This window comes from Niastella sp. sgz303648 (assembly GCF_059587045.1).
Genome location: NZ_JCAPSW010000002.1, coordinates 1,007,583 through 1,020,292, shown reverse-complemented (window position 1 = coordinate 1,020,292; position 12,710 = coordinate 1,007,583). Strand labels below are relative to the sequence as shown.

General features: G+C 43.9%; 12 protein-coding genes. 3 read left to right on the top strand and 9 right to left on the bottom strand.

Annotated elements, in window-relative coordinates:
* Positions 1 to 4: 4 nt before the first annotated feature.
* From AC59IL_RS08695 to AC59IL_RS08675, 5 genes are all read right to left on the bottom strand, one after another.
* On the bottom strand, positions 5 to 931 hold the full coding sequence (locus AC59IL_RS08695; RefSeq protein WP_496551716.1) for a C1 family peptidase: 927 nt from the start codon (positions 929 to 931) through the stop codon (positions 5 to 7).
* Positions 932 to 1,390: 459 nt separating this feature from the next.
* Complete coding sequence (locus tag AC59IL_RS08690; protein WP_496551715.1) at positions 1,391 to 2,254, bottom strand: hypothetical protein; 864 nt, start codon at positions 2,252 to 2,254, stop codon at positions 1,391 to 1,393.
* 188 nt (positions 2,255 to 2,442) lie between these two features.
* Positions 2,443 to 3,828: an L-serine ammonia-lyase gene (locus AC59IL_RS08685; RefSeq protein WP_496551735.1), complete on the bottom strand. Its 1,386-nt coding sequence runs from the start codon at positions 3,826 to 3,828 to the stop codon at positions 2,443 to 2,445.
* 240 nt (positions 3,829 to 4,068) lie between these two features.
* Positions 4,069 to 4,563, bottom strand: coding sequence for an FKBP-type peptidyl-prolyl cis-trans isomerase (locus AC59IL_RS08680; protein WP_496551714.1), 495 nt, complete (start codon positions 4,561 to 4,563; stop codon positions 4,069 to 4,071).
* Between the two features lie 221 nt (positions 4,564 to 4,784).
* Entirely contained in the window at positions 4,785 to 5,111 is a 327-nt protein-coding gene (locus AC59IL_RS08675) for a hypothetical protein (RefSeq protein WP_496551713.1), read from the bottom strand.
* 116 nt (positions 5,112 to 5,227) lie between these two features.
* Between AC59IL_RS08675 and AC59IL_RS08670 the strand changes: the two genes are divergently transcribed.
* Positions 5,228 to 6,247 carry a hypothetical protein gene (locus tag AC59IL_RS08670; protein ID WP_496551712.1) on the top strand — a complete coding sequence of 340 codons (1,020 nt, stop codon included), beginning with the start codon at positions 5,228 to 5,230 and terminating at the stop codon, positions 6,245 to 6,247.
* 1 nt (position 6,248) lies between these two features.
* Positions 6,249 to 6,755 (top strand): cupin domain-containing protein, encoded by a 507-nt coding sequence (locus tag AC59IL_RS08665; RefSeq protein ID WP_496551711.1) that lies wholly within the window; start codon positions 6,249 to 6,251, stop codon positions 6,753 to 6,755.
* A gap of 106 nt (positions 6,756 to 6,861) precedes the next feature.
* On the opposite strand, the gene AC59IL_RS08660 is transcribed toward AC59IL_RS08665, so the two are convergent.
* The 3 genes from AC59IL_RS08660 to AC59IL_RS08650 form a co-directional block, all read right to left on the bottom strand.
* Positions 6,862 to 8,124 (bottom strand): metal-dependent hydrolase family protein, encoded by a 1,263-nt coding sequence (locus AC59IL_RS08660; protein ID WP_496551710.1) that lies wholly within the window; start codon positions 8,122 to 8,124, stop codon positions 6,862 to 6,864.
* A 120-nt stretch (positions 8,125 to 8,244) separates the two neighbouring features.
* Positions 8,245 to 9,687 carry an APC family permease gene (locus tag AC59IL_RS08655; RefSeq protein WP_496551709.1) on the bottom strand — a complete coding sequence of 481 codons (1,443 nt, stop codon included), beginning with the start codon at positions 9,685 to 9,687 and terminating at the stop codon, positions 8,245 to 8,247.
* Between the two features lie 162 nt (positions 9,688 to 9,849).
* Positions 9,850 to 10,932 carry an aromatic ring-hydroxylating oxygenase subunit alpha gene (locus tag AC59IL_RS08650; RefSeq protein WP_496551708.1) on the bottom strand — a complete coding sequence of 361 codons (1,083 nt, stop codon included), beginning with the start codon at positions 10,930 to 10,932 and terminating at the stop codon, positions 9,850 to 9,852.
* 157 nt (positions 10,933 to 11,089) lie between these two features.
* Between AC59IL_RS08650 and AC59IL_RS08645 the strand changes: the two genes are divergently transcribed.
* The gene (locus tag AC59IL_RS08645; RefSeq protein ID WP_496551707.1) at positions 11,090 to 11,689 is read left to right on the top strand and encodes a 3-keto-disaccharide hydrolase; all 600 of its coding nucleotides are present in this window, start codon (positions 11,090 to 11,092) and stop codon (positions 11,687 to 11,689) included.
* 363 nt (positions 11,690 to 12,052) lie between these two features.
* Here the strand turns inward: AC59IL_RS08645 and AC59IL_RS08640 are convergent, their stop codons facing one another.
* Positions 12,053 to 12,691, bottom strand: a complete 639-nt coding sequence (locus AC59IL_RS08640) for a hypothetical protein (RefSeq protein WP_496551706.1) — start codon at positions 12,689 to 12,691, stop codon at positions 12,053 to 12,055.
* Positions 12,692 to 12,710: the final 19 nt, after the last annotated feature.

Here is a 12,710-nt window from a genome sequence, read left to right as displayed (position 1 = left end):
GCTGTTAATTCATTACATAAGCTTCATACGAAATAACCGGCAGCAGGTCGTAATCGATCCATATATAACCTGCATCGCCCCAGGTAGTGCCCCAGCTATTCATCACCTTGTAAGCATGTTTTGCATCGTCATATCCGCAAATAACCATGGCATGCGAACCGGCAAATCCCGCATAGGTCTTCCAGATAGTACCTACAGTTGCATACTTAAAAGTATAATCAATATTGCAGGTAAATGGAATGGGTTTATTGGAAGCAATCATTGTTTTAATAGTGGTTTGATCGCCAGGTGACACCTGAGCATACGAGGAAACTCTATAATTGGCAGCTTCGGTAGTTTGTGCCGATGTAGGCATTAGTGAACAACCATTTAAATAACTGTAAGGCATGCTTTGCCAGGTGCATACGCCCTTACTTACCATAAGGGCCATCGCATCCATCATAGCTGAACCACCGCAATTAGTGCCGAATTTTATCTGGTTAAAAACAAATTCAGGGCTAAAAATATTTGTTGCATTGCTATACGAAACGGCATTGGTAGCATAATACTGCATGCACGACCTGGCTGCATAACCAACAGACCATGCTACACAGGAACCTTCAGAACCCTGGTATCCTACAGGCGGCATTACCAAACTATAGCTCGATGGTATAGTTGTAGTTGGCGGCGGCACTGTAATAACCGGGCTGGTTGTTGTATCAGTAGGAGGAGGAGGCGTTGTTGTTGTTGAGGTGGTTCTTTTCCGCGCATTTGCATCGTTGCTTACTACTATTACAGGAATTTTTTTGAGAGCGGCCTTGTCGGCTAAAATGGCGCCGGTAGTGGTTTCAATTTTCTGCACATTGTTTTCACTCGGGTTGGCAGATTCTTCTTTCTGGCAGGCGGTTGCAAATAAGGCACAGGTAAGGGCTACAAACAGCACAGTTTTCATGTTAGTACGCATAGGTTTTTCAAATGGATTGTTATTGAATTGGTTTTCATAATTACGGATCAGCAGGCATTATTCGTTCCCAAAAGAAGAAAATGGAATATGCACTTACTTTTTCCTTTTTCCGGAATCGACAATGCGAATGTGTACCATAAAAAAAAGCGTTAAATCATCTCAAATATGATACCAATCACATTGCTTTTTCCTGATATATAACTGCGAATGGTATGCGTGCATTGTGGCTCCCGGCCTGCATTTCAGAGGCTTAGGAGGTTTCAATAAACCCAAATAAATAATTTTAACTAAGGGTAAGAGTATGCAATATGCAGTTGATACCAGCCAGGCGGTGAACAGTTTGCAACAATGCATACTGCTCAGTGGTACAGCCGATCAAATTATAAATGGAAACCCATAGCTTCAGGCATAAAGCATTGGAAAAAAGCAGTCTTAAGGGATTTGCTATTAAGCAGTACAAACCAGCTTCCAGGTTTGCCGGTTTTTGAACCAGCCGGCTATCGTTGATTCAGGTATCTTTTCTTCTTTAATAAACCGTAATGCACTCAACCGGTCAACAAGTACCGTTTCAGAAGCTGCCACAGAAAATCCGCAGGCATTAAAAAAATCAGCGGCAGATTCATAGCTGTCGAACTTTTTTTCTTCTACCTGGTGCGAAGCCAAAAAGTTTTTCGCCGCTTCGCTTATATAATGCTCCTGCTGTTCAGCAGTTTTTTTCAGGTATATATCACCTGTGATCCAGCAACCACCGCGCTTTGCAAGAACGGAACGGATATTGGCGCACAATTTCCGCTTTTCAGCTTCATCGAGGTACATAAGCAAGCCTTCATTCAAAATGGTAATCTCTCCGGGCGGAAAAAGACTGATCACTTTATCAAACGCTTCTTCATCCAATGCATTCAGCGCATGCATGAGCAATTTTCCTTTTACTGGCAGCTTCCCGTTTTCTATAATATTTTCAACCAGTTGTTTTTTGGTAGCCATTGAATCGGGCAGATCAGTATCGATATATACGATATCGTCATTTACGCATAGCTGCAAACCCCTGAAAGAAAAACCGGAAGCTATTTCAAGAATATTTTTGGAAGGAGGTGGCTGCAAAAAGGCATCGATTGTACGGTATCTGTTTTCGAAATGTAATAACCAGCCAAATGATTCGCGGTTTGCACGGCCCTGAAGCATGTGCCTTAAGTTTTCTTCACCCCAAATCAAAGCAGCTGCTTCACGGGCAAAAGGAATCGTTGTAAGGGCTTTGGTAAGCAGCAAACCTGTTGCCGATGGACTTATAGATTCAAAGTTGCGATCAATCATGGATAAGTGTTTTGGTGAATGGTCAATGGTGAATGGTCAATGGTGAATCGGTCCCGCCATGGCGGGATGAATCGGCAAAGCGCTCTGTTCTTTTTAACTTATCAACTTTTTCAACCTGTTAACTTTTCAACGCCTTAATACTTCTTACTTACCACTCACTACTGCCCACTGCCTATTGACTATTGCCCTTAACATTCCGGCAAACTCAGCGGAATATGCACTGCCAGTCCGCCTTCGGCGGTTTCCTTGTATTTGAAGCTCATATCGATAGCTGTATCCCACATGGTTTTGATCACCGTATCGAGCGATACTTTCGCAAAATCGGGCGTGCTTTGCAATGCCAGCTGTGAAGCGGTAATAGCCTTGATGGCCCCCATGGTATTTCGTTCAATGCAGGGAATTTGTACCAGGCCGCCAATAGGGTCGCAGGTCAACCCCAAATGATGCTCCATGGCAATTTCTGCAGCCATCAGCGCCTGGCGCTGACTGCCACCCAGCACTTCGGTAATACCGGCGGCTGCCATGGCAGACGATACGCCAATTTCGGCCTGACAACCACCCATAGCCGCTGAAATGGTAGCACCCTTTTTAAAAATGCTTCCTATTTCAGAAGCGGTAAACATAAACTGAAGAATTTTATCATCAAGGTCTTTGCCGCCGGCCGTTGTGGTTTGTTGAGGATAGCAAAACGTAACATAATAATGTAATACGGCAGGTATTACTCCGGCAGCGCCGTTCGTAGGCGCGGTAACCACTCTGCCGAACGAGGCATTTTCTTCATTGATGGCTAAAGCAAAACAACTTACCCAGTCAAGAATATATTTGAAATCATTACCGCCGGCACGTACAGCCTGCATCCAGCTGTCGAAATCTGTATATGGTTTGCCCTGCAATAATTTTTTATTAAGATTGGCCGCTCTGCGTTTTACCTGTAACCCGCCGGGCAACATGCCCTCGCTATGACAACCCCGGTACATGCAATCTTTCATTACCTGCCAGATCTTCAATACGCCTTTTCGGGTTTCTTCTTCGGGCCGCCAGCTGTTTTCATTTTCCATGACCACCTCGCTGATGCTGAGTCCGGTTTTACGGCACCAGTGCAACAGATCATCTGCGGTGTTGATAGGAAACGGTAACTGAACGGCTGATGATGAAGTTGTTTGTTCACCTTCTTTTTGTACAAATCCCCCTCCTACCGAGTAATAAGTTTCGGCCAGTTGTTCACCCTGTTGCAGCGTAACTAAAAATGTAAGCGCATTGGGGTGATATGGCAATGATTCGGTAAATAAAAAATCAATATCTGTTTGCGGGTCAAAATCAATTTCGTGTTTACCATGCAGCAACAGCTTTTTGCGGGATCTGATGTCGTGCATCTTTATATCGATCTTTTCTACATCAAAAGTAACCGGGTCATCGCCGCTTAATCCTAATTGAACGGCCACATCGGTACCATGCCCTTTACCGGTTTTTGCCAGTGAGCCATATAACAAAACCCTTAATGACTGAACCTGCGATAACTGTTTTTTCTGTTCAAGTGATTGTAAAAAGTACTGAGCGGCGCGCCAGGGCCCCAATGTATGAGAACTGGAAGGGCCAACACCTATTTTAAATATATCGAATACTGAAATGGCTTCGTGTGGCAAGGGTATACGTTTTGGGGCAAATGTAAGTGAAAAGACAGTAGCTACAACACGGTGCGTATTCTGTACAGATGGCTATATGGTTTGATTGTTAGATGGTTAGGAACCTGAATTTCATACAGTTTAACAATTTGTAATCAGGTTTGCAGAACGGAGTCCATAACAATCAAACTATCAATAAAAGGTCGTGAGGTTAATATCGAATATCAATATTGAATTAGCCGGAATGACCACGTTTCCGTTTTTATCTTTAAAATCAGTAGAACCGTACGCCAGTGTAGGTGGAACAAATAATTTGATATGACCGCCTTTTTTAATAAGTGGGATTCCTTTTTTTAATCCTTCTATAGAAGACCCCAGCGTAAATGCGGTGCTTTCATCGGCAAAAGTATTGCCATTGGTAAATTTGCCTGTATAAGTTAATTCAACCTGCGAACAAAGGCCCGGATTGCTTCCCGTTCCACCGTCGGCCACCTGATAATAAAAACCACTTGAATCTTTGGCGGCCGAAATGCTATATGAGGAAAGATAATTATATACAGCCTGCTGTTCACTAAGTGGTGCTACAATATTCTGTTCGCTATATCCACAGCCTGACTCCTTTTTACAACTACCGCCTAATACAAATAACAGTATAAAGCCCGGAAAACCCCAAACAAGATTTCTCATTAGAAGTTGTTTTGTTTATATAAACCCAACTGAATCAATTGGCAACAGGCAACTGACAATTGGCAATTAACCCAGCTAAAAGACAATGGTAAAAACTCGATAGCTGCTTTTCAACCAATTGGCAATTGGCAACGGACAATTGGCAATAGTTACCTTAGTTATAATTTGCAATTGTATTTTGCTAATTGCCTGTTTTTTGTCAATTGCATATTGCCTATTGCTTATTGATCCTGCTCTTCCTGCTCCTTCGCTTTCAGCTCAAGATACTGCTGTTCCTTCATTTCCCACTGGTGCCGCTTGTAAAAAACAGCTACAAACACGGCAATACATACTATGGCAACCATAAGTATAACAGGACTACTTTGGCTGTTAGCCTCCATATTGGCCCGCTGATACCAGAATTTACCCGAAAACAACATAATTAATACAGGGATGGCAAAAAGTAACCCGATGGGCAGGCCCAGCAACAATTGCTTGTTTACCTTTTTTTCACGTAAACGATTAGCTTCCCAGTACTGCAAAAAACGCCTTTCTGATTCAGTAAGCATACGTAATAAATTAATCCACAATCCAATAAACTTCCTGCAAAAATAATAACTTGCCGCGGCCCTTCTATTGCATACACGTAAAATATGATTAACTTACACAAAAAATCCTTAATCTCTTGAAAATCTCTGTTTTAGTAGCCCAATATTTTTACCAGCACAAGGTTTTGAATTTACCCGGAATTGGTAGTTTTTACCTTGATGACGTGGTAGATGTACAGAGTATTGCGGACAGAAATTCCCGCGACCTTCTGGAGCATATTCATTTTGCCCAAAAAACGATCGCCCGGCCAGATGATGAGTTAATCGACTTTATTCGCAAACATACCGGTAAAATAAAGCCACTGGCAGAATCGGATCTTGAAACATTTGTTGCCGACGGCAAGCTGATGCTGAATATCGGCAAACCATTTCATATCGAAGGAATCGGCACTTTACAAAAAAACAGAGAAGCCGTATACGAATTCACACCGGGCCTGCCCGTAGTACAACGCCTCGAAGCGCCCCCGCCACTGGCTCCGCTCGAACGCGAAACGCCCCAGGGCGGCATTAAAAAGAAATCGGTTTTTGATGACAATCCTTATGAATCACGAAGTAATACAATCCGCAAGCTGGCAGTTATTATAGGAATTGTAGTAGGATTTGGCATTATTTTGTGGGGCGGTTACAGCCTGTTTTCCAAAAAAGTTGCAACGGCCAACACTACGGCTGCCGACACTTCTGATTCGGAGATCACGCGTACAAATCAATATCTTCATAACATCGATACACCGCAAAAGGCCCTGGCCGAAGCGATTAACCGCGACAGTATTCACTTAAACGCGAACGATAAGGTAGAAACAACCAAAACCGTTACCCCTGTTCCTACTACGGTAACCAAAACTACTACACCACCACCTGCAGCAGGCCCTTCAACAACGTACAAGTATGTGCTGGAAACATTCAAATACAAATCCTCAGCCCTTGATCGTTACAATAAATTAAAACCAAGGGTCAATCTCGAAGCATCTGCCGACTCAACCATTTTAAAAATTGTAATTTCTTTACCCGGCACACCTGCCGATACCACACGCATAAAAGATTCTTTACATAACTGGTATTGGGGCCCGCGTCCTAAACCGATCATCATAGAGCAATAACATGGTAAAACGAACAGCCGATTACTGGATCAATCGTTTAAACCTGAGTACACATATTGAAGGAGGTGCTTTTCGCGAAATTTACCGGTCGCCGGTTATGGTTCCCCGGCCGTCACTGCCGCTTTCGTTCAGCGGTGACCGCTCTTTTTGCACCAGTATATATTTTTTATTAAAGCAGCATCAGTTTTCGGCCTTTCATAAAATTAAAAGCGATGAGATATGGCATTTCTATTACGGGGATGCGCTTATCGTTTATGAAATTGATGCATCGGGCCAGTTGCTGGTGCACAAACTGGGCAATGATCCCGATAAAGGCGAATCTTTTCAATGTGTTATTTCAGCCGGCAACTGGTTTGCCGCACGCCTGTCGCCAGGTGGCGACTACGCCCTGGTTGGCTGCACCGTTTCGCCCGGCTTCGACTTCGCCGATTTTGAACTCGCCACAAAAAAAGAACTTATACAGTTATTTCCTGAATACGAAGAATTAATTAAAGAGTTAACCATTTAATGTTTCTGGTTTATTGTTCATGGTTTATGGTTCTTTAAAATCGACATCCTTCTTATTATTTCAAACCTTGTTGCTTGCAGAACAACTATAAACTATAAACCCAAAACTATAAACTGTATTTTCTTCCATCTTTCATCACAAGCTTCACCTTTCTTACCAGCGAAATATTATTTACCGGATTTCCTTCTACAACAACGATATCTGCCGGTAAGCCGGGTTTTATTCTTCCGGCCTTATCGGCAATGCCAAATACATCGGCATTCACCGAAGTAGCCGATCGCAATACATCGATCGGTTGCATGCCATAAGCGGCCATTGCTTCCATTTCCCAGGCATTATTACCGTGTGCATATACACCCACATCGCCACCCATGCATATGGTAACACCCGCAGCCAGTGCCGCAGCAAAACTTTTTCTTTTTTCAGTAATGCGCTCAGGCTCCTCATCGATACCCTTTCGCCATCCCTTGTACTGCGAAATGGCTTCACCGGCAGCAATGGTAGGACAAAGCGCTACGCCTTTTTCTTTCATCAACCTGAACACTTCGGGTGTTCCTTCATCGCCGTGTTCAATAGTAGATACACCGGCCAGTACGGCCCGTCGCATAGCTTCGGCCGATGACGCATGCACCACCACCTGGCGGCCGCTGCTGCGCGTAACATCAACCGCATGGGTTAGTTCTGCTACCGTAAATGTGGGTTGTGTTTTATCGTTCACACCCCAGCGATAGTCGGCATATATTTTTATAAGATCGGCCCCTTTGCTGATCTGGATTCTTATTTCCTTTTCCAGTTCATCAATATTACCCACTTCGGCTGCCCCTTTGGGAAAATCAACATCGGCCGAAGACGATTTGGGTCCGTAACTGCCGGTTGCTACAATAGCACGCGTTGCAACCAGCATATGCGGCCCCGGAACGATGCCTTTTTCAATGGCTGTTTTCAACCCTGCATCATCGTACATAGCCCCTTCGGTACCCAGATCGCGTACTGTTGTAAAACCGGCCAGCAGCGTAGCTTTTGCATGGTTTACTGCGCGGGCGGTACGTTCAGCCCGGGATTCTTTCAGCACCTGCTCATCCCAGGGCGTTTCGTTGTAAGGATGCAGAAACAAATGACTATGTCCTTCAATAAAACCAGGTAATAACGTACAGCCTTTTAGCGGTATAATGGTGGCTGTTTTGGGAACCTGTTTTATAGCACCTGCCGCTTCAATATGACTGTTCTTAACCAGCACCTGCCAGCCTTCATGCATTTGTTCACCATCAAATACACGATCAGGTTGTAACAGGTAAAAGGTGTCGGTTGCCGGCTGTTGTGAAATAACAGCAGTATTGTTGAGCAAAAGAAACAGTAATGTGGTAATCATGCGACTGTTTTCGTGAATGGTGAATTGTGAATGGTGAATGGTCAATCGTCAATCGTGAAACGGCAAACGTGAAACAGCAAAATCATCAGTTTCTGTTAACTTATCAACTTTGTCAACCTATTAACTTGTCAACTTCTTCTTCCTACCCGCCTTCTTTCTAAAATACAAATACACCGGTATGCCCAATGCGGTTACCAATAATCCCAGTAACGAATTTATAACCGGTACGCGGCCGTGGATATAATTGTATACATCATTCCAGATGGTGCTTACCACATAAAAAGAAGCGAAAGCAACAAATAACCAGGGCACTACCGGGTATCCCCACACTTTATAGGGGCGCTCCTGATGGGGCATTCGCTTTCGCAGCATGATGATTCCGATAGCGCCCAGCAGGTATGCCGCCCAGGTTACAAATGTGAACATATCGGCCAGCATATCGAACGAACCGGTAATAATTAAACAGCTGGCCCAGATGCCATGCAGCCACAGGGCATTGCCGGGCGTATGAAAACGCGGATGCTCTTTGCCCGTCCACGGAATAAACAAACCATCTTTTGCCATGGCATAGGTAACCCGCGAAATGGCCATTGTATTACCATTAATGGCGCCAAACGTACAAATAACGATCAGGGCCGCCACAATAGCGCCGCTTGTTTTTCCCAGGGCCACTGCAATAGCGTCTGACGCTACCAGCGGCGATGCCGCCATTTTATCTACCGGCAATACATACAAATAAGCCAGGTTCACTAACAGATAAATGCCTATACAAACAAATACACCGGTAATAAGACTTCGAAAAATATTCTTCTGCGGATTTTTCACTTCACCAGCCAGGAAGGTGATGTTGATCCATCCGTCGTACGACATAAAAGCGCCTGTTAACGCAGCAACAAAACCACCGGTTAACGACCAGCCCTGTAAAGGATGGGCAGCAGGCGTAATGAAATTGGCTGTTGTTCCGTTGCCTGAATAAAAAATACCGGCGACCAGCAGGGCCACCACAACGATCTTTATTAAAGTAGAAAAAATCTGCAGCGCGCTGCCGGCACGTACGCTTAAATAATTTATGAGGGTAAGCCCCAGCACCAGGGCAATGGATAAAAACTTTACGCCGATATTATCTAACGGATACAGATTCCCCAGGAATGGAATATGCCATATTACCGATTGTTCGGTGGCAAGTGGCAACCGGGGAAGATGTAGAAAAAAATCGGCATACTGGGCGCAAACGAAAGCAATGGCGGCTACCGAAGCTGTATTAATAACCGTAAAGGCCGCCCATCCATATAAAAAAGCAACGAAGTTGCCATACATATGGCGAAAGTAGATGTATATCCCGCCGCTTTGCGGAAACATGCATCCGGCCTCGGCATAGATCAATGCGCCAAACAAAGAAAAAACGCCGGCCACTATCCATACCACAATCAACCAAACGGGCGAGGCAACCTGTGCTGCCATTACAGCCGGCTTCATAAATATGCCCGAGCCGATTATGCTGCCTGCTACAACAGCCGTTGCGGCGCCAAAGCCTATTGTTTTTCGGTTGTTTGGTTTAGTCATTATTGGGTGCGCTGTGTATGCTACCCGCTGAAGCTTTTTGCGTAAGCGGGGTGAATTGTGAAACGGCAATTCGCTCAGTTTCCTGTTAACCTATCAACTTTGTCAACCTGTTAACTTGTGAACATCTTCCTACTTCATACATCTTACTCCCTGCTCCCAACCCTACCCCATCGCTTTTGCAATCAACCGGTGAAAGTGATGCGTTCCCTGCTCACGGGTTACCGAATACCGGCCATGGCGATAAAAGCGCGACAGTATTCCTTTCTGAACGGCTTCCACCACTTCTTCATCTTCCATTTCGACCTGGTTCAGATCGGCGCCGGCGCCGCGGTTGAACAATTCCTCCTTCCACACATACGTCAAAAACGACACTTTGCATTGTTGCTGCGACAGCGGTTTTACAATATTAACACTTAACCCCCAGGGATAGAAGTTGAACATCATATTTGGAAAAACGAAAAAATAATAGGCAGCCACCTGCTTGCCATAATCGGGCGATGAAGCGGGCAGATCAAACACTTCCTCGCCTTCTTTACCAATGCCCAGTTGCAGATTGCTGTACCTGAACAATTCGGTAACATAATTGCCAAAGTCGAGCACCGCATTTAAACCGGCATGTACGAAAGGAATATGAAAACCTTCGAGATAGTTTTCGCAATACAAGGCCCAGTGCGACTGTACAATATAATCTTTCGATAATTCGGGCTTAAACACAAAGTCGTTAACCGGCAACCACCCTACCCGGTCGATCATATCCTGCAGGTATGGTTCGGGAGCAGACTTTTGTTGCAGCGAAACAAACAGCCACGGTCCCCATTGAAAAAGCGGTAACCGGGCAAGGTTATCATCAGCAGTTGGAAAGTTTTTTACCTCTTTAAATTCGGGCATCGAAATAAAATGCCCATCCAAACCAAACTGGCGGCCATGATAACGGCATCGCAGGTTCACCGTTTTGCAGGGTTCTTTTACAACTATGGTGCCTCTGTGCGTGCAAACATTACTTATACAATGAATGGTATTTTGCTGATCGCGTGTTAGCAGCAACGGCTCATCGATGTATTTTTCAAGTAATGTGAGCGGGTAACAACGGCCCGGTTCATGCACCATGCCCGCATCGCCCACAAACTGCCAGCTGCCCGAAAATATTTTTTCTTTCGCCTGGTCAAAAACCACTGCATCGGTATAAAAATCGGTATGTAGTGTTTTGGCAATCGAAATATCAGGTTCTACATAAAAACGCGACATGGAGTTGATAAGTTAATGAGTTGAAAAGTTGGCTGGTTAACCAGTTAATACGCTAATAAGTTAGTAATTTAATGAATTACCGGTTAACTTATCAACGGGTTAACCAGTTAACTTGTTAATCAGTTAACAGGTCAACTTCATCAACCAAAATATACAAATGAAACAATTACTGCTATTTTCAGCTTTTTTGCTACTGACCCTGAGCATGACCGCTCAAAAATCAAAATCGCTTTTTAATGGTAAAGACCTTACCGGCTGGACGATTCACGGCACCGAAAAATGGTATGTCGACAAAGGCGAACTGGTATGCGAAAGCGGACCCGATAAGGAGTATGGCTATTTAAGCACAAACGAAAAATATAAAAACTTCGAACTAACCCTGCAATTCAAACAGGAAGCAAATGGCAACAGCGGTGTTTTTTTTCGTTCATCCATCGAGGGGGTAAAAATCAACGGCTGGCAGGTTGAGGTAGCGCCATTGAATAACCATACGGCAGGTATTTATGAATCGTACGGCCGTGGCTGGCTCATACAACCGAAACCCGAAGATGAACAATTGCTAAAGGAAGGCCAGTGGAATACATTAAAAATAAAAGCCATAAATGATGAAGTAACTACCTGGCTCAATGGCCACCAAATGGTTTACCTGAAAGATGAAAAAATTGGTCAGGGGCAGGGTTTTATTGCATTGCAGATACACGCCGGCGGCGGTATTAAGGTTAGATGGAAGCAGTTGAATATTAAAGTTATAGAATAGTTTCAAGTTGAAAAGTTAACAAGTTAACTGGTTAACCTGTTAACTTGTTAACCGATCAACTGATTAACTTATCAACCGGCGTCAACTTATCCACCGATACAACTTTTTGCAGCTAAAACCGGTCATAATAATTGTCCGACCCGTCTCCTTTTTAGTCTCAACAACCCGTTTTCTATCCGTAACAGGTATTCTTTGGGCACAAAAGTCCAAAGAGTTACATTTTGATAAGGTTGGGCATTATTGTGCCCGGCCTTTTTTTAAAGGCACAAGGCTCAGGAAAAGCGACAAGGCACAAGTGGTTCAATTTTAATTAACCTGATTAAACTGCAAGATCTTGTGCCTTGTACCTTGTTATTTGTGCCTTCAGGGAATCAATTCATTATATTTTTTCACCACCTGCACAAAATCGTCGGGCATATGCATTTTCAATTGCCGGGAAGCAATAAACTGTGCAATCTGATCTTTTTTATCAGGGAATTTTTCAGCAAGCAGGTTTTTGTTATCGGGTAAAAGAATCATTTCGCCTTTTTGATACAGGTAGTATTGTTCACCTTCTTCGAGCCGCCGGCTGGTGCGGCTGTTAATGGTTACCAGTTGCTTTTCTTCAACGATAGTTCTGAAAAATAAACGAAGCAGCATTACTTTATCCTGATACAACACCTGGAAGAAGGTATTTTCAGATGTTTTTTCGGTTGGCGGAAATCCTTTACGAAAAACAAGTGAATCTTTGTTTTTGCTTTTGGGATAAAGAACAAATTCCTGCACTTTGCTTTCGGTAGCAAAAGAATTACCATCGAACTGCAACAGCAATATATTTTTTAAGCAGTCGAATTTTAATTTGAACTGGTTCATGGTGCGTCCGCTTGTAAACCGCACAATGCCATCCGACCAGTCTTTAAACAAATAAGGATTGCCGCTCAGGTTACTGTAATTTTCATCAGTGTTTGTTTGACTCAGGGCGTACTGGCACAGCAACAGCAAACACCAGGTAATATGCTTCATGGCTGCAATTTGTTGGTTG

Excerpts from the sequence above, each read along its gene's own strand:
- AC59IL_RS08675 (WP_496551713.1), bottom strand. The coding sequence starts at position 5,111 with ATGCTTACTGAATCAGAAAGGCGTTTTTTGCAGTACTGGGAAGCTAAT.
- AC59IL_RS08665 (WP_496551711.1), top strand. The coding sequence starts at position 6,249 with ATGGTAAAACGAACAGCCGATTACTGGATCAATCGTTTAAACCTGAGT.
- AC59IL_RS08680 (WP_496551714.1), bottom strand. The coding sequence starts at position 4,563 with ATGAGAAATCTTGTTTGGGGTTTTCCGGGCTTTATACTGTTATTTGTA.
- AC59IL_RS08655 (WP_496551709.1), bottom strand. The coding sequence starts at position 9,687 with ATGACTAAACCAAACAACCGAAAAACAATAGGCTTTGGCGCCGCAACG.
- AC59IL_RS08640 (WP_496551706.1), bottom strand. The coding sequence starts at position 12,691 with ATGAAGCATATTACCTGGTGTTTGCTGTTGCTGTGCCAGTACGCCCTG.
- AC59IL_RS08660 (WP_496551710.1), bottom strand. The coding sequence starts at position 8,124 with ATGATTACCACATTACTGTTTCTTTTGCTCAACAATACTGCTGTTATT.
- AC59IL_RS08650 (WP_496551708.1), bottom strand. The coding sequence starts at position 10,932 with ATGTCGCGTTTTTATGTAGAACCTGATATTTCGATTGCCAAAACACTA.
- AC59IL_RS08690 (WP_496551715.1), bottom strand. The coding sequence starts at position 2,254 with ATGATTGATCGCAACTTTGAATCTATAAGTCCATCGGCAACAGGTTTG.
- AC59IL_RS08695 (WP_496551716.1), bottom strand. The coding sequence starts at position 931 with ATGAAAACTGTGCTGTTTGTAGCCCTTACCTGTGCCTTATTTGCAACC.
- AC59IL_RS08645 (WP_496551707.1), top strand. The coding sequence starts at position 11,090 with ATGAAACAATTACTGCTATTTTCAGCTTTTTTGCTACTGACCCTGAGC.